This window comes from Algibacter miyuki, assembly GCF_030409805.1.
GTDB lineage: Bacteria > Bacteroidota > Bacteroidia > Flavobacteriales > Flavobacteriaceae > Algibacter > Algibacter miyuki.
Genome location: NZ_JAUFQP010000010.1, coordinates 132,130 through 150,303, shown reverse-complemented (window position 1 = coordinate 150,303; position 18,174 = coordinate 132,130). Strand labels below are relative to the sequence as shown.

The window sequence follows — 18,174 nt, the reverse complement described above, 5'->3', positions numbered from 1 at the left end:
TAATTATTGATGAAAAATTTAAAGAGATCGATTAAATACAGATATAAGCTATTATTACTTACAATAGCAATAATTATAGCTGCGGTGTTATTTATAATTCACAGTGGTATTAATTCACAAATTTCAAATGCGAATGTAATTAATATAATTACAGAACAACGTGCCCTAAGCCAACGATTTAATAGAATTGTGCATGATATTGGTTTTGGTGGTCGAAATTTTGCCAATAAAAATACGGTTAGCGCTTTAGAAGCGTTGATAGATTCGTGGCATGATTTAGACGATTCCTTAAAAAGTGGGAATAATCAAAACGGAAATAATAGCGCTTTAGATTCTCTTATTGAATTTAATAAAGATTATTTTAAAAGTTTAAGATTGTCTAGTGCTCGTATTATTGATGCTTCAAATGTGGAACTTTTAAAAATTGAAGTAGAAAAAATTTCCGAAGCTGAAAAACATTACTTGCAACATATTGATACTTTACTTAGTAGTTATCAAAAAGCCGAAACACGCAAACTTCGAAATTTGAAAATTGTAATATATGCTTTTGCAATAAGCGTTTTTTTGTTAATGCTTGGTAGTTATTTATTCATTTTATTTCCTTCATTAAAAGCGTTTTCTTTGAAAAGCAAAGAACTTATTGCTATTAATGAAGAGTTAAGCGCATCGGAAGAACGAATCAAGAAAAATGTTTTAGAGCTTGAAATTCTTAAAGCAGATTTAGAAATTAAAGACACTTATAATAAAATTTTTATAGAGCAAGCGCCCACAGCTATTGCTATGTTAGACACAAATATGTGTTATATAGCTGCTTCTAAAGAATGGATTTTAGATTATAAGATGGAAGATGAAGAGGTAATTGGTCGTTGTCATTATGATCTTTTCCCTGAAATAGGAGAAGACTGGAAAGCAAATCATCAAAAATGTTTGAATGGAGCAATTGATAAATGTGACGAAGCTCCTTTTGTACGCAAAGATGGCACAGTGCAATGGATTTATTGGGATGTAAGACCTTGGTATATCTCTGAAGGAGTTGTTGGTGGGCTAATAATGCATACTGGAGATATTACCCATTTAAAAGAGAAAGAAGAAGAAAAAGAGCGCATAGAAAAAATATTAGATAAAACGAATGAAATAGCCCGTATTGGAACTTGGGATATAGATTTAATAAAAGGCACAATATTTTGGAGTAAAGTTGTTTTTGAAATACACGAAGTACCTGAAAATTATGAGCCAGATTTAGAAACAGCAATTGCATTTTTTAAAGAAGGAGAAAGTAGAGATGCCATTGAAGAGGCTGTTAAAAGGGCAATGGAACTTGGAACTTCTTATGACTTGGAGTTAGAATTAATAACAGCTAAAGGAAACACCGTTTGGACACGTGCAATTGGCCAGGCTGAGTTTGTCGATGGTAATTGTATTCGTCTTTTTGGTGTTTTTCAAGATATTGATATAATAAAAAAGTCTGAGTTAGCTTTAAATAAAGCACACACAGAGTTAAAAGCTATTTTTAACTCTGGAACAATAGCTATTGTATCTACCGATACAGAAGGAATTATTAATCACTTTAACCACGGAGCAGAAATTCTAACGGGCTATTCTGCATCTGAAATAGTAGGAATAAAAAGACCAATTTTTTATCATTTAGAGGATGAAATAGAGAATTTTAGAATTGATATAGCAAAACGATATGGCAAGTCTCTAGAGGGCTTTAGGGCGCAGTTAGAACTCTCAAAAACTAATGCTCATGATACCCGTGAATGGACGTATTTAAGAAAAGATGGAACAACGCTGCCAGTACAGTTAACGCTAACTTCAATTAAAGATGAACAGAATAACCTTATTGGGTATTTAGGAGTGTCAACCGATGTCTCGGAAAAGCGAATTGCAGAAAATGAGCTTTTAAGAAAAAATCAGTTATTAACATTTGCCGAGAAAATCACAATGATGGGGAGCTGGCAATGGGACATTATTAATAATACAGGGAAAATATCGGCAGGAATGTGCGAGATTTATGAGATAGATAGTAGTGACTCTACTATGGGGTTTGATGAATTTTTTAATTTTGTTCATCCCGATGATAAAGAAAAAGTAGCACTTCATGTAAAAGGTTCAGTAGAAGAAAAAGCTTTTGAAAATAATTTTTTACATCGTATTATTACAGCCAAAGGAAATGTGAAAATAGTTCAGCTTTTAGGAAAGGTAATTACAAATGAAGTAGGAGAAGTTATTGAAATTATAGGTGCTTGTCAAGACATTACCGAACAGAAAATGAAAGAAGCTGAACTGTTGCGCAAAAATCATTTTTTAAGTTTTGCCGAAAGAATAACCAAGATGGGAAATTGGCAATGGGAAGTAGTTACAGATACACTAACCTGGTCAGCTAATTTGTATGGCATTTTTGAACATGATGTAAAAGAGGTGAACTTAAAGTACGATACATTTTTTAGTTATGTGCATCCCGATGATAAAGCCTTTATAACTCGTTATGTTGAAGATGCTTTTATCGAAAAAAAATTCCCAGAAAATTTTATTCATCGTATTATTACTGGTAATGGAACTATAAAAACAGTTCATTTTATGGGAGAGGTCATTCTTGATGATCAAGGCGAAGTTCTTGAAATGATAGGAACCTGTCAAGATGTTACCGAACAGAAAATGGAAGAAAATAAGTTTAGAGGCTTATTGGAGTCTGCTCCAGATGCTATGGTAATAACCAATGAGCAAGGCAAAATACAACTTATAAACAAACAAGCAGAAAAATTATTTGGCTATCATATTGATGAATTAATAGGCGAATCGGTAGAAATACTTATACCTAAAAGGTTTTTAGGTACGCATGAGACGCATCGTGTTGGATTTTTTAACACACCTCGAGTAAGATCTATTGGTGACGGGAAAGAGTTGTACGGTATTAATAAAGCCGGAAAAGAAATACCAATACAAATTAGTTTAAGCCCATTAGAAACCGAACAAGGCGTTTTAGTCTCTGCAGCAATACGAGATATTACGGAGCAAAAATTAGCTAAAAATGAGCTTTTGCGTAAAAATCAACTGCTTAACTTTGCCGAAGAAATCACCCTTATGGGGCATTGGATTTGGAATATTCTTGAGGATAGGGTAGAATGGTCTAGTAACCTCTACAATATTTTCGAGCTTGAGAAAGAAGAAGTCGATTTGCGCTTTAATACATATTTCAGCTTTGTTCATCCAGAAGATAAAGATTTAGTAAGTGAGTATTTTGATAATGCAGCCAAAGGAGGAGGATTTACAAATTTTTCACATCGAATTTTAACAAACGGAAAAGTAAAAACGGTACAGCTTTTAGGGGAAGTGGGTACTAATGACTCGGGAAGTGTTATTGAGATGATTGGAACCTGTCAAGATATTACTGAGCAAAAAATGGCCGAAAATAAGTTTAGAGGTTTATTGGAATCAGCACCAGATGCTATGGTGATTACAGATGAAAACTCTAAAATTCAAATGATAAATAAGCAAGCAGAAAAAATGTTTGGTTATAAAATTGAAGAGTTATTTAATAAGTCTGTCGATTTACTTTTACCAAAACGGTTTTTAACAGGATGTGAGTCTAAAGTCAATACCGTATTAGGAGATTTAATGGGAACCGAGTCGTCTGGTGATGAGGAATTAAAAGCTATGAACAAGAAAGGAGAAGAGTTTCCTGTTCAAATAAATTTAAGCCCATTAGAAACCGAGGAAGGCGTTTTGGTTTCTGCAGCTATACGCGATATTTCGGCTCAAAAATTAGCACAGGCAGAACTTGTAAGAAAAAACCAATTGCTTACTTTTGCAGAAAAAATAAATGTGATGGGAAATTGGCAATGGGATATTGTCAATGATGAACTAAAGTGGTCGTCTAATTTATATGGAATTTTTGGTTTAGATGAAAATAAGACCGATTTAAGTTATGAAACTTATTTTAGTTTTGTGCATCCAGCAGATAAAGAGGCGGTAACCTTTTATGTTCGAAAATCAATTGAAGAAAAGAAATTTTATAACAATTTCGAGCATCGCATTATCGCGTCAGACGGGAAAGTGAAATTTATTCATCTTTTAGGAGTAGTAAATACAAATGATTCGGGAGAAATTTTAGAGTTGGTGGGTACTTGTCAAGATATCACAGAGAAAAAAGAAGAGCAAGATAAAATAATTGAAGCTAAAAATAATTTAGAGAATTTAGCGCAAAAATTAACTTTTAATAACAAACAGTTAGCCGATTTCACTCATATAACGTCTCATAATTTACGAGCCCCGGTGAGTAACCTTAATTCATTGCTAGGTTTTTATAATGCCTCAGAAAGCACAGAAGAAAAAACATTGTTATTTGCTAAGTTCGAAAAAGTTATAAATCACTTGACGCTAACGTTAAACACTTTAGTTGATGCTGTTCGAATTAAAAACAATACCCCAATAGAGCTTGAAGATATAGCTTTTGAGGAAGTTTTAAATAAAACAAAAGAGATTCTTTCGGGAGAAATTATTAAAAATAATGTTATTTTTAGTAATGATTTCTCAAAAGTAAATAAAATACGATATAATAGAATTTATATAGAAAGTATTTTTCTTAACTTAGTTGGGAATTCTATAAAGTATAGATCGCCATATCGTACCCCTGAAATATCTATTCAATCCGAAATTATAGATGGAAATGTAATATTGCAGTTTAAGGATAATGGTTTGGGAATCGATTTAGAAAGACATGGACATAAGTTATTTGGTTTAAATAAGGTTTTTCATAGACATCCAGAAGCTAAAGGTGTTGGTTTGTTTATGGTTAAAGCCCAAGTAGAAGCTTTAGGAGGAGTGGTAAGTGCGACTAGTGAAGTTGATAAAGGTTCGGTTTTTAGTATTAATTTTAATAAAATGTAATTTATGGTTGCCCCAGTAAATATATGTATTATTGATGATGATGATATCTATCAATTTACGGTAGTTAAAACTCTTGAGCTTCTTAAGTTTAAGAAAAAGATAATAAGTTTTTATGATGGTGAAGAAGCTATGGAATTTATAATGAATCATCATAACGAAAAAAAGAAGTTACCCGATGTTATTTTTCTAGATATCAATATGCCTGTTATGGATGGGTTTCAATTTATGGAAGCTTATAGTGAAATTAAAAGTACGTTAGCTAAAAAAACAATAATATATATGGTGTCTTCATCTGTAGACCCTGTAGATATTGAAAAAGTTGAAAAGTTAAACGATGTATCCGATTATGTAGTTAAGCCTATAGCACCAAGCGAATTAAAGAAAATTATGGAAAATATGCTTGGTGAACATTTAAAATAAGTTATCAATTTATGGCATTTTCTCTGAATTATTTTTTAAATTTAGATAATAGATTAAGAATATTTCTAAACTGAAAATAAATAATAAAAAGAGCATATTATGAAGATAAATTTTGAATACGTAGGCGTAGATGTTAGTGAAACATTATCAGGCTTCACAAAAGAAAAATTAGAGAAACTATTTAATAGATATGAGTTTTTAATAAGTGCTACCGTACATTTTAAGCATGATGATAAAGATTATAAAACAGGTAAAATTTGTAATATTGAGTTGAGTTTACCAGGACCTAGAATTTTTGCTACCTCAAACGAAGCCAATTACGAAGTGTCCGTTCGCGAGACCATTAACGATTTAGAGCGTCAACTTAAAAAAAGAAAAGAAGTATATAAAACACATTAAAAAAATTAAATAATAGAAATTTAAAAAGATGGTTGAATTAAGTTTTAATCATCTTTTTTTGTTTCCTAATGTGGGAAACGAGAAAATAGAGAAAGAAACTAAACGATAGAAATTAGAAAAAAAAATAAGGCTATTTCTTTCGCAAGAATAAGTATTAATTATAGCGAACAAAAAGAAACGATTCGCTTTAGAGTAAATACTACCTATGATGGTAAGGTTCGTTCCTTAAAATGGTAAATCCACGATAAAGCTGTTCAATAAAGAATAAACGAATCATTTGATGCGAGAATGTCATTTTAGATAAAGATATTTTTCCATTCGCTTTTTGGTAAATAGCATCAGAAAAACCATAAGGCCCACCAATAACAAACACAAGCTGCTTAATACCAGAGTTCATGTGTTTTTGTAAATACCCAGAAAAGCCAACCGAAGTAAATTGCTTCCCGTTTTCATCTAATAAAATTAAAACATCGGTGTTAGAAAGCTTTTTTATAATAAGCTCACCTTCTTTCTGTTTCTGTAAATCTTCGCTTAAATTTTTAGCATTTTTAATGTCAGGAATAATTTCTAACGAAAACTTAATATAGAACCCTAAGCGTTTTTGGTAATCATCCATTAACTGCAAAAGTTGCTTGTTATCCGTTTTTCCTATGGCAATAAGTTTGATAGTCATAAAAGCAAAATTACTATTTACAATTTATGAATAATGTATTTAAATAAGAAAAAAACTAAAATTTCGTAAATGTAAAATTTATTTTTGTCCATCATTTTGTTACTTTTGTGAAAACCAAAAGACTAATATGATAACACAGGAGCAATTTGATACAGAATTAAAGATGATTATTTCCAACGCAATCCGAGAAGATGTTGGAGATGGTGATCATAGCTCTCTAGCCTGTATCCCTGAAAATGCAAGAGGTAAAGCCAAACTTTTAGTAAAAGATAAAGGTATTATTGGTGGCGTAAATTTTGCTAAAAAAGTATTTGCTTACGTTGATAAGAATTTAAAATTAGATGTTCTTATTGAAGATGGCACAGAGGTAACCTACGGCGATATTGTTATGTATGTCGAAGGTTCGTCACAGTCTATCTTAAAAGCGGAACGTACGGTATTAAATGCTATGCAACGTATGAGTGCTATTGCAACTAAAACTAGAATGTTTGTAGATTTAGTTGAAGGTACAAAAACCAAAATTTTAGATACTAGAAAAACCACACCAGGTATTCGTGTATTAGAAAAATGGGCGGTTAAAATTGGAGGAGGCGAAAATCATAGATTTGCCCTTTATGATATGATTATGCTAAAAGATAATCATATTGATTTTGCAGGAGGTATTACAAAAGCTATTACAATGGCTAAAGATTATTTAGAAGAAACCGGAAAAGATTTAAAAATTATGGTTGAAGCTAGAGACTTAAGCGAAATTGAAGAGATTCTACAAAGTGATGGTATTTACCGCATACTTATCGATAATTTCGATTATGAAGATACTCGAAAAGCCGTAAAATTAATAGGAAATAAATGTTTAACAGAATCTTCTGGAAACATTAACGAAACCACAATTCGTCATTATGCCGAATGTGGCGTTAATTTTATTTCTTGTGGCGCATTAACACACTCTGTACACAATATGGATTTGAGCTTAAAAGCAATGAAGTAAATTTTTATTTTTATAAAATATTAAAAAGAGTGTTTTTATTTAAAACACTCTTTTTTTATGTCTTGCTTTCGGTAAATACTTTGTTAACTTTGTATGAGATACAAATTTTTAATTAATGACAAAACCCATAGAAGACAAACTCAATAAAATTCCTGTCATTAATGTCTTGGTGCGTTTTTTTAAACAAATAAAATTACCGGGCTTAGAAGGGCTCTCATCTTACGATTTATTAGAGCTTTACATTATAGGTATTGCACGAGGCGCGTTGACCTCACGGGCAAGTGCTATTGCCTTTAGCTTTTTTATGGCTATTTTTCCGTTTTTATTATTTGTCTTAATCATTATACCATATGTCCCTATTGATGATTTTAAAATAGAGTTTTTAGTGTTTCTAGAATCGTTTTTACCACCAAGTACCTCCGATTTTTTCTTTGAAAACATTTTCGAAAACATCGACCAGTCTCAACGTGGTGGATTGCTGTCTTCAGTGTTTGTACTTTCTATAGGTTTAATGGCAAACGGCGTAAATGCGGTGTTTTCAGGCTTCGAAAACTCCTATCACGAACAGCTTTCGCGTAATGTATTTAAGCAATATTTATATGCCTTGAGTATCGCCTTAATTTTGGCGTTTTTACTTATTATTACTATTGCTGTTTTAGGATATTTTCAACTGTATGTTGTGCAAGGTTTGTTTGATGCTTTAGAACATCGAGGATACCAAGTGGCAAGTCAAGGTGTGTTTTGGACCGATGTTGTTAAATATCTCTTTTTTGTGCTTATGGTGTATTTGGCAACTGCCACATTATATTATTTTGGAACAAAAGAAGGTAAATATTCTAGTTTCTTCTCTGTAGGTGCTATTTTTACAACTTTACTTATTATTTTAACATCATATTTATTCGGAATTTATATTGAAAATTTCGGACAATACAACAAATTATACGGCTCCATTGGGGCTTTGTTGATTTTATTATTCTACCTCTGGCTTAACTCCAATATTTTGTTGTTAGGTTACGAGTTAAATGCCTCATTAAATAAACTTAGAAAAAGCTTTTAGTTATGAAAAAATACATTTGGTTAATTACAATTTGCATGCTGTCTATATCTGTTCAATCTCAAGATATTTTGGGGAAATGGAAAACAGTTGATGATGAAACGGGCTCAAACAAATGCATTATAGATATTTACGAAGAAAATGGTAAAGTGTATGGGAAAGTTATAGAAATACTAGAGCCATTTGATAAAAACACCTTGTGTGAAGATTGTGAAGGCGATAAAAAAGATAAACCTATTTTAGGGATGGTTATTATTAACGACCTTGAAAAACATGGCGATCAGTATAAAAACGGAACTATTTTCGATGCTGAAAACGGTAAAGAATACAAGTGTAGAATTGTGTTAAATGAAGAAACTGGTGAGCTTCAAGTTCGAGGTTATATAGCCTTTCTATATCTTACGCAATACTGGATCCGCCATAGTTAGTATAGCGTATTCAGTTAGCAAAAACGATTAACCATCAACTAGTAACTCATAATCAATACCTAGTTTGCACTACATAGACGTTATAATTCCCATTCCGCTTCAAAAACTATTTACTTATAGTATTACGGCATCCGAGTTTGATTTTATCAAGCCAGGCATGCGTGTCGCGGTTCCTTTTGGGAAATCTAAAATTTACACCGGTATTGTTTATCGGGTGCATAACGATGCGCCAACGGCTTACGATGCTAAAGATATTCAGCAAATTTTAGACGAAACGCCTGTAGTCAATCAAAAGCAATTAAAACTTTGGGATTGGATTTCGAGTTATTACTTATGTACTTTAGGTGATGTCATGCGCGCCTCGTTGCCAAACGCTTTTATTTTAGAAAGCGAAACGATGGTTTCTAAAAACATGAGTAAAACCATAGATGAATCGATTTTGAAAGATGATGAATTTTTGGTTTTTGAAGCGTTGAGTCATCAATCGTCATTAAAAGTTCAAGACATTTCTAATATTCTGAATAAGAAAAATGTCTTACCAGTTATAAAACGCTTAATAGAAAAGGAAGCTATTATTGTTGAAGAGGAGGTTTACGAAAAATATAAACCGAAATTAGTGCGCTATGTTAAAATGCATTCTTTTTATTCTACTGAAAAGGAACTTCATCAATTATTAAACGATTTAAGTCGTGCTCCGAAACAGCGAGATGTGGTAATGACTTTATTTTCAATTTCAGCGAAAACCAAGAAGCCTATAAAAGTTTCCGATTTATCTGCGGAAAGCGGCGCATCATCATCCATTATAAAATCATTAATAGATAAAGAGATACTTGAAGAATATTACATTCAAATTGATAGAGTACAATATTCAGGAGAAGAGAATGAAGATTCAAAAGCACTAAATAATCATCAAGAACAAGCATTAGCAGAAATTCAAACAACTTTTAAAGATCATCAGGTAACACTTTTGCATGGCGTAACATCTTCCGGGAAAACCGAAGTGTACGTTAAGTTAATTGAGGATGTTTTAAAATTAGGTAAGCAAGTATTGTATTTATTACCTGAAATAGCTTTAACAACCCAGTTGGTTACTCGACTTCAAAATTATTTTGGAGATCAGGTTGCGGTATTTCATTCTAAGTATTCAGCACATGAACGCGTTGAGGTTTGGAACCAAGTTTTGCTTAATTCCGCGAAAGCTAAAGTTGTACTTGGCGCCCGTTCGTCGATATTTTTACCTTTCGATAATTTGGGTTTAATTATCGTAGATGAAGAGCATGAGCAGTCATTTAAACAATTTGATCCTGCGCCACGTTATCATGCACGCGATACGGCTGTGGTTTCAGCGCATATACATCAAGCTAAAGTATTATTAGGCTCGGCAACACCTAGTTTAGAAAGTTATTTTAATGCGCAACAAAATAAATATGGTTTTGTTGAGCTTATGCATCGGTTTAATGATGTGTTAATGCCAGAAGTTGAGCTTGTTGATATTAAAGAAAAGCAGAAGAAAAAACGCATGAAAGGTCATTTTAGTGATAGCCTTATTGCTGAAATGACTCAAACGTTGGCCGATGGTCATCAAATAATATTATTTCAAAACCGCCGAGGGTTTTCGCCTATTGTAGAATGTAGTACCTGTGGGAATTCACCACAGTGCCCGAATTGCGATGTGAGTTTAACATATCATCAATACCGCGATCAATTACGTTGTCATTATTGTGGTTATAGTATTGTTATGCTTAGAAAGTGTGATGCTTGTGGCAGCCCAGAATTGGATAATAAAGGTTTTGGAACCGAACAAATAGAGGCTGAGGTAAAATTATTGTTTCCCGAAAACAAAGTAGGACGTATGGATTTGGATACCACACGTGGGAAATATGGTTATGAAAAAATAATAACCGCTTTAGAACAACAGGAAATTGAAATTTTGGTGGGCACACAAATGCTAACGAAAGGTTTGGATTTTAGAAATGTGAAGTTAGTTGGTATTATGAATGCTGATAATATGTTGAATTTTCCTGATTTTAGAGCGCATGAACGAAGCTTTCAACTGATGTTGCAGGTGTCGGGTAGGGCAGGAAGAACGGAGGAGCGTGGAAAGGTTTTAATTCAAACTTATAATCCGTATCATAATATTTTGCAGCAGGTGTCTACCAATAATTACAGCGCCATGTATAAAGAGCAAATGGATGAACGCTATAATTTTAAGTATCCACCAATTTATAAACAGATAAAGCTCACATTAAAGCATAAAGATTATAATCGAGTGGAGATTGCAGCAGATTGGTATGCAAAATCATTAAGGCAAGTTTTTAAAGATAATATTTTAGGGCCTGAATTTCCGCCTGTGGCAAGAATTCGTAATCAATATCATAAAAACATTTTAGTTAAAATTCCGAAGAAACAATCGTTAGCAAAAACAAAAGAAGCTATTATTAAAATTAATAACAGCTTCTTTAATATAAAAGATTTTAGATCGGTTCGCGTAATTTTAAATGTTGATAATTACTAATTTAAGAACGGGGTTTTTAATTAAATCAGTAACATCAATAGGTGTTTAAATATTATTTAAAGCGTCTACTAATTGTGTTTTCTTATTTCTACTTAAAGGAATTTCATAAGCGCCAACTTCAACGTTTTTACTGTTGAATCTGTCTATTTTATCAAGATTTACAATATATGATTTGTGAATTCTTAAAAACTTACCTTCTGGTAATTCTGCTTCAAAAGATTTCATAGTTGATAAAACGACTAAGCTATTTTCTTCGGTTACTAATTTCACGTAATCTCCAAGAGCTTCAATCCATTTAATATCTTTAATATAGACTTTACGTTTTTTAAGGTTACTTTTTACAAAAATGTGTTCACCATCTTCTTCGTTAAAGTCTAAAGTTAATCTGTGTTGCTCTAAAGCTTTATCTACAGAAACGTTAAAACGTTCTCTGGTGATAGGTTTGTGTAAATAATCGGTAGCATCATAGTTAAATGCTTTAAACGCATATTCGGTTTTACCGGTAACAAAAATAATTTGCGGTTTGTTGTTTAAAACATCTAAAAGTTCAAATCCATTAAGGACAGGCATTTCGATATCTAAAAATATTAAATCGACTTGGTGGGTGTTTAAACCATTTTTTGTTTCCAAAGCACTACTATACTCTGCAATCAAGTTTAAGCCAGGATGATTCTCTACTAGCTTTACTATCGAGAGGCGTTGTATGGCTGAATCGTCTACTACTACACAGTTTATTGTCATAACATTTGTTTTATTTCGGTTAAGATATCGACAAAAGTACAAAACTTTCAGCTAAAAACCAAAAAACACCGTTAAAGCGTTAATTTTAACACTTTGTTAACATTTAGATTTCTCTTAATTTAAGCTGTAAAATAAGAGGCGATAAAGTTGTTTAATATACATAAATGAATTATTTTTGCACCCAATTTTTAACATTAAAACGATTTTTATGAATCATTATGAAACTGTTTTCATCTTAAATCCCGTTTTATCTGAAGATCAGATAAAGGAGACAGTAAAGAAATACGAAGATTTCCTTACTTCTAACGGTGCTAAGATGGTATCAAAAGAAAACTGGGGGCTAAAAAAGTTAGCTTACCCTATTCAAAACAAAAAAAGTGGATTTTATCACTTATTTGAGTACCAAGTAGCCGGAGAGGTTATCAATCCTTTAGAGGTAGAGTTTAGACGTGACGAGCGTTTTATGCGTTACTTAACTGTAGCGTTAGACAAACATGCTATTTCTTGGGCAGAGAGAAGAAGAGAAAAACTTAAACAAAAAGCTTAATTATGTCATCAATAGAACAACAGTCTAAAGGAAAAAAAGACGGCGAAATTAGATATTTAACGCCTTTAAATATTGAAACTAATAAGCAAAAGAAATATTGTCGTTTCAAAAAGTCTGGTATCAAGTATGTAGATTATAAAGATGCAGACTGGTTATTAAGATTTGTTAATGAGCAAGGTAAAATTTTACCAAGACGTTTAACAGGAACTTCATTAAAGTATCAAAGAAAAGTGTCTGTTGCTGTAAAAAGAGCACGTCACTTAGCTTTAATGCCTTACGTAGCTGATTTATTAAAATAAAATACTGATAACAATGGAACTTATATTAAAACAAGACGTTGAAAATTTAGGATTTAAAGACGATGTTGTAACAGTTAAGAACGGTTATGGTAGAAACTTTTTAATTCCTCAGAAACAAGCTATATTAGCAACTGTTTCAGCTAAAAAAGTATTAGCAGAAAATTTAAAGCAACGTGCATTTAAAGAAAAAAGAATAGTTGACGACGCTAACGTTGTTGCTGAAGCTTTAAGAGCATTAGAAATTAAAATACCAGCTAAAGTGGGTACAGGAGACAAATTATTTGGTTCTGTAAACAACATTGATTTAGCTGCTGCTTTAGAAAAAGAAGGTCAAGCAATCGAGAAAAAATTCATCACACTTACTACTATTAAACGTTTAGGTAAATATACTGCCGCAATACGTTTACATAGAGATGTAAATGTTGATTTAGAATTTGATGTTGTTGCTCAAGCAAACTAATTTGTTAACATAAAGTTAATAAAAGATTAGAATATCATGAACCACTCCTTTGGAGTGGTTTTTTTTTGCCCTATTTTTACTAAATGCTATGCTTGCATAGATTTTAATTCTAACTCAATCTTTTTTAACTCATGAAAAAAACAAACTTTTTAATCTTCTTCTTATTTGTAGGGGCTATGGCATTTGCTCAAGTCACCACATCAAATATTAAGGGACTCGTTTTAGATCAAACGTCTGAGCCACTTCCAGGAGCAAATGTATTGGCAATTCACACGCCAACAGGCACAAAGTATGGAGCAGCAACTAATTTTGATGGCCGTTTCAATTTATTAAATTTAAGAGTTGGTGGTCCATACACGATAACCATTAGTTATGTCGGGTTTAAAGAACAAACTTTTACAGAGGTCTATTTAACATTAGGTAAAACAAGAAATATAGATGTTACCTTATCGGAAGATAGCGAGCAGTTAGATGCCGTAGTTATTCAAGGTACTGGCGGAACAGGAACCTTTGGTAGTGATAGAACTGGTGCAGAAACTAGTGTTGGTAGACGCGAGTTAACCACATTGCCAACTATTTCTAGATCGCAATCTGATTTTACAAGATTAGAACCCACCGCAAGTGGCGGTTCTTTTGGAGGTAGAAACGATCAGTTTAATAACTTTTCTTTAGATGGAGCTATTTTTAATAATCCTTTCGGATTAGACGCAGCAACTCCAGGTGGGCAAACCGATTCGCAACCAGTTTCTTTAGATGCTATTGAGCAAATTCAGGTGTCTACAGCGCCTTTTGATGTTACGCAATCAGGATTTACAGGTGCGTCAGTTAACGCTGTTACAAAAAGTGGAACCAACGAATTTCATGGTACTGTTTATGGGTTCACTAGAAACCAAGATATGACAGGGGATAAGGTTAGAGGAGAAGAAGTAACTCGACCAGATTTAAACCAAACACAATATGGTGTGAGTATTGGTGGACCGATAGTGAAGAATAAATTATTCTTTTTTGCCAATTTTGAAAAAGATGAACGTTCAGATTTGGGAACCAACGGTTGGGTAGCAAACACTGGTTCGGGAGCTATAAATGAATCTCGTGTTTTGGAAAGCGATTTAATGGCTGTTCAAAGTGCATTATCTGCTGCGGGTTACGATACTGGTGCTTACGAAGGCTTTACTTTAGGATCTGAGTCTACAAAAGGTATTTTTAAATTAGATTGGAATATTAACGATAACAACCGTTTTGCTATTATTTACAATTTCTTAAATGCTTCAAAAGAAAAACCAGCGCATCCAACGGCAATTACATCTAGAGGACCAAGTTTTTCTACTTTACAATTTCAAAATTCGGGATACGAAATTACTAATAAATTGAACTCGGTACAGTTAGAATTAAACTCAACGTTATCGGAAACAGTGACTAATAAAATTCAATTTGGTTATACCTCATTTGACGATTATAGAAATCCGTTTTCTACTCCGGCACCAGTAATCACCATTCAAGATGGCGCAGGATCAAACTATATCATTGCAGGGCACGAACCATTTTCAATTAATAATAAGTTAGATCAAAAAGTAATTCAGTTAACTAATAATCTTAACTTTTTTAGTGGTGATCATACGTATACAGTTGGTTTTTCTTTTGAAAAATTCCAATTTAAAAACTCATTCAACTTAACTGGTTACGATAATTTTGCAGGTCCTAACTATTACGGGAATTTTAGACCGTATGGTTCGGTTTCAGAATTTTTAGCCGATGCAGCTAACCCAAACGGTGGTTTAGCAGCAAATTTAGCGAATGCTCAAAATGTATTTACAGCTTCTAACGCTAACGAAGATGGAACTGACGGCGGATGGAAATTATCAGAATTAAATGTGGGGCAACTGGCTTTTTATGTTCAAGATGAATGGAACGTATCAGAAAACTTCAAATTAACCTATGGTATCCGTTTCGATAAGCCGTTGTATTTTGATACTTCAGATTTAATTCAGAAATTCATAGATACCGATAATGGTGGGGCTGGTCGCGATACTTCTATAACTTACTTCAACCCAAACACTAACGAAGACGTGTTTTTAGATAGTACAACCATGCCAAGTAACGATTGGTTAATTTCTCCAAGATTAGGCTTTAATTACGATGTTAATGGAGATTCAACATTGCAATTACGTGGTGGTACAGGTGTATTTACAGGGCGTTTACCATTTGTATGGTTAGGGAACCAAGTAAGTGGAGCTGATGATGGCTTTTTCCAATTGGTAGATCCAGATTTTAAATTCCCACAAGTATGGCGTACTAATATTGGTACCGATTATAAATTAAATAACGGTATTATCTTAACAGGAGATTTATCGTACACTAAAGATATCAACGGGGCACATGTGCAAAACTGGGGATTAAGCGAGCCAACAGGAACGTTAAATGCGCCTGGAGACGACAGACCTATTTATCTACCTGCTGATAAAGGCGCTAATAATGCTTATGTGTTTACAAACTCGGATAAAGGCCGCATCTGGAATGCGTCATTTAAAGCTCAAAAGTCGTTTAGTAACGGCCTTTACACTATGGTGGCCTATAGTTATTTAAATGCTAAAGATGTAAACTCTATTGAAGCTGAAATTACTGGTGATGCTTTCGATTTTAATCCAAATTATGGTAATGCAAATAACGATGTGTTATCGTATTCAAAATATGGAGATACACACCGTTTTATTGGTGTAGGAAGTAAAAAATGGACTTACGGATCGGATAAATGGTCTACTACAATTTCAACGTTTTTTGAATACGCTCAAGGCGGAAGATATAATTACACGTACGCTGGGAACATCAATGGAGATAGTTCATTCCAAAATAACGATTTAATGTATATTCCAACGGAAGCCGAAGTGAACCAAATGAATTTTTCTGGTGGCGCATCAATGGCAGCCGATTTTGAAAACTACATTCGTCAAGACGATTATTTAAGTGAAAACAGAGGTAGCATTTCAGAACGTTACGGTGCACTTGCGCCATGGCGAGGAAAATGGGATGTGAAGTTTTTACAAGATTATAGAATTAAAGTATCGGAAGATAAAACCAATACTATTCAATTTAGTATTGATATCTTGAATTTTGGAAACTTATTAAATTCCGATTGGGGTATTATTCAACAACCAAATAATATTTCGCCAATTGGTGTAGATGCTTCTGGAACAGAGCCTATGTTTACGTTTAACGGCGGTTCGGAAGCTAAAACTTTTGGCTACGATGCTAGTTTAGCTTCAAGATGGCAAGCTCAAGTAGGTTTACGCTATATTTTCTAAGAAAATAGCATATATATTCTTAAATTTGCGCTCCTTAACTAAGGGGCGCTTTTTTTATGTTTAATATGAAATACCTATTTATACTTACCCTTTTTCTTGCCAGTTTTTCTTGTAAGGAAGTCAGTAAAAAACAAGAGCAATCGGTTCAATCTATTTTAATAGAACGTTTGGCTTATCAACCTAATCGTGCGCCAATTCTTAGCGTGCATCGTGGCGGGAAATCTATAGAGAATTATCCAGAAAACTGTTTGGAAACTATTGCGTTTATCAATAAAACGGTTCCTGCATTTTACGAAATTGATATCGCTAAAACAAAAGATGATGTTTTAGTGTTAATGCACGATAACAGCTTAAATAGAACTACCACGGGCGAAGGCGATATTACAAATTATACATACAAGGAACTGCAAAAATTTAACTTAGTGGACGATTTTGGAAACGAAACCAATTTTAAAATTCCATTATTTAAAGATGTTTTAATTTGGGCGAAAACCAATAATGTGGTGTTAACTATTGATATTAAAAAAAGTGTTTCAGTAACACAAGTTGTCGCTTTAATTGAAGAAACCAAAGCCGAAGATATTTCTATAATTATTACCTACGATATGAAACAAGCCAGCGCAGCATACAAAGCCGCTCCAGGATTGTTGTTATCGGTTTCAGCGCGTAATGATGAGGAATTAGATTGGTTATTACATTCTGAAATACCGACACAAAACATGATTGCTTTTACAGGAACACGGTTATCATCAGAAACATTTTATAAAAAATTACACGATTTAGGAATCACGTGCATGTTAGGAACTCTAGGAAACTTAGATAAGCAAGCCGAAGCTAAGGGTGATCATCTTTATAAAACGTGGGTAGATTTAGGAGTTGACGTTATTGCAACCGACCGACCATTTGCAGCAGCAACAAGTTTAAATATTAAAAAATAAAACATATAATTCTCGTTATTTCGAGGAAAAAATATTAGAATGAAATATTCAAGATTAACAAAAGAACAGTTCGAAGAATTACACCAAGAATTTATAAACTTTTTGGCAACCCAATCTATAACAGCCGATGAGTGGACAAACTTAAAAGCAAATAAGCCCGATTTAGCAGAAATGGAATTGGATGTGTTTAGTGATTTAATTTGGGAAGGTGCTTTAAATAAAGCCGAATATCTTGAGCATTTTGCTCCAAAACACATGTATTTATTTCATTTAAAAGAAGATCAAATGCATGCTATTGTCGTTAACATAAAAAATGATGTTGATATTACAACACAAGAAGGCTACGATTGGCTTCGTGGAAATTTAATGGACGAAAACGTAGAGTTTTTACAAGCGGATAAAGCATATTCCGAAGATAAAAATTTAGATAAGTTTAAAATGATTGAACAAGGAGCTTCTATTACTAAAGGCGAATTGTACAAATATTTTTATAAGTTGATTAATTAAGGCTTCGCTTACGCGG

General features: G+C 33.0%; 15 protein-coding genes. 13 read left to right on the top strand and 2 right to left on the bottom strand.

The features are described 5' to 3' along the window. Positions 1-9 precede the first annotated feature (9 nt). The 3 genes from QWY92_RS08675 (at position 10) to QWY92_RS08665 (ending at position 5,709) form a co-directional block, all read left to right on the top strand. A complete protein-coding gene (locus tag QWY92_RS08675; RefSeq protein WP_290270341.1) occupies positions 10-4,890 on the top strand; it encodes a PAS domain S-box protein in 4,881 nt (1,626 codons plus the stop codon). 3 nt (positions 4,891-4,893) lie between these two features. After that, positions 4,894-5,310, top strand: a complete 417-nt coding sequence (locus tag QWY92_RS08670; RefSeq protein ID WP_290270339.1) for a response regulator — start codon at positions 4,894-4,896, stop codon at positions 5,308-5,310. Positions 5,311-5,409: 99 nt separating this feature from the next. Further along, positions 5,410-5,709 (top strand): HPF/RaiA family ribosome-associated protein, encoded by a 300-nt coding sequence (locus QWY92_RS08665; protein WP_290270337.1) that lies wholly within the window; start codon positions 5,410-5,412, stop codon positions 5,707-5,709. A gap of 199 nt (positions 5,710-5,908) precedes the next feature. Here QWY92_RS08665 and rlmH read toward each other — a convergent pair whose 3' ends face one another. Continuing rightward, positions 5,909-6,382 carry a 23S rRNA (pseudouridine(1915)-N(3))-methyltransferase RlmH gene (gene rlmH / locus QWY92_RS08660; RefSeq protein ID WP_290270335.1) on the bottom strand — a complete coding sequence of 158 codons (474 nt, stop codon included), beginning with the start codon at positions 6,380-6,382 and terminating at the stop codon, positions 5,909-5,911. Positions 6,383-6,509: 127 nt separating this feature from the next. Between rlmH and nadC the strand changes: the two genes are divergently transcribed. From nadC to priA, 4 genes are all read left to right on the top strand, one after another. Further along, positions 6,510-7,370 (top strand): carboxylating nicotinate-nucleotide diphosphorylase, encoded by an 861-nt coding sequence (gene nadC, locus QWY92_RS08655; RefSeq protein WP_290270333.1) that lies wholly within the window; start codon positions 6,510-6,512, stop codon positions 7,368-7,370. A gap of 115 nt (positions 7,371-7,485) precedes the next feature. Further along, entirely contained in the window at positions 7,486-8,427 is a 942-nt protein-coding gene (locus QWY92_RS08650) for a YihY/virulence factor BrkB family protein (RefSeq protein ID WP_290270332.1), read from the top strand. Between the two features lie 2 nt (positions 8,428-8,429). Further along, positions 8,430-8,852, top strand: a complete 423-nt coding sequence (locus QWY92_RS08645; RefSeq protein ID WP_290270329.1) for a DUF2147 domain-containing protein — start codon at positions 8,430-8,432, stop codon at positions 8,850-8,852. 64 nt (positions 8,853-8,916) lie between these two features. Continuing rightward, the gene (gene priA / locus QWY92_RS08640; protein WP_290270327.1) at positions 8,917-11,367 is read left to right on the top strand and encodes a replication restart helicase PriA; all 2,451 of its coding nucleotides are present in this window, start codon (positions 8,917-8,919) and stop codon (positions 11,365-11,367) included. Positions 11,368-11,412: 45 nt separating this feature from the next. On the opposite strand, the gene QWY92_RS08635 is transcribed toward priA, so the two are convergent. After that, complete coding sequence (locus QWY92_RS08635; RefSeq protein ID WP_290270324.1) at positions 11,413-12,108, bottom strand: LytR/AlgR family response regulator transcription factor; 696 nt, start codon at positions 12,106-12,108, stop codon at positions 11,413-11,415. A gap of 208 nt (positions 12,109-12,316) precedes the next feature. On the opposite strand from QWY92_RS08635, the gene rpsF reads away from it, so the two are divergent. The 6 genes from rpsF (at position 12,317) to QWY92_RS08605 (ending at position 18,158) form a co-directional block, all read left to right on the top strand. Then, complete coding sequence (gene rpsF / locus QWY92_RS08630) at positions 12,317-12,655, top strand: 30S ribosomal protein S6 (protein ID WP_290270322.1); 339 nt, start codon at positions 12,317-12,319, stop codon at positions 12,653-12,655. A gap of 2 nt (positions 12,656-12,657) precedes the next feature. Continuing rightward, positions 12,658-12,954 carry a 30S ribosomal protein S18 gene (gene rpsR / locus QWY92_RS08625; RefSeq protein WP_042498218.1) on the top strand — a complete coding sequence of 99 codons (297 nt, stop codon included), beginning with the start codon at positions 12,658-12,660 and terminating at the stop codon, positions 12,952-12,954. A 13-nt stretch (positions 12,955-12,967) separates the two neighbouring features. Next, positions 12,968-13,414, top strand: coding sequence for a 50S ribosomal protein L9 (gene rplI / locus QWY92_RS08620; RefSeq protein ID WP_290270317.1), 447 nt, complete (start codon positions 12,968-12,970; stop codon positions 13,412-13,414). 131 nt (positions 13,415-13,545) lie between these two features. Then, positions 13,546-16,713 (top strand): TonB-dependent receptor, encoded by a 3,168-nt coding sequence (locus QWY92_RS08615; protein WP_290270315.1) that lies wholly within the window; start codon positions 13,546-13,548, stop codon positions 16,711-16,713. Between the two features lie 65 nt (positions 16,714-16,778). Beyond that, positions 16,779-17,651, top strand: coding sequence for a glycerophosphodiester phosphodiesterase family protein (locus QWY92_RS08610; protein ID WP_290270312.1), 873 nt, complete (start codon positions 16,779-16,781; stop codon positions 17,649-17,651). Positions 17,652-17,690: 39 nt separating this feature from the next. Then, complete coding sequence (locus tag QWY92_RS08605) at positions 17,691-18,158, top strand: DUF6495 family protein (protein WP_290270310.1); 468 nt, start codon at positions 17,691-17,693, stop codon at positions 18,156-18,158. Positions 18,159-18,174: the final 16 nt, after the last annotated feature.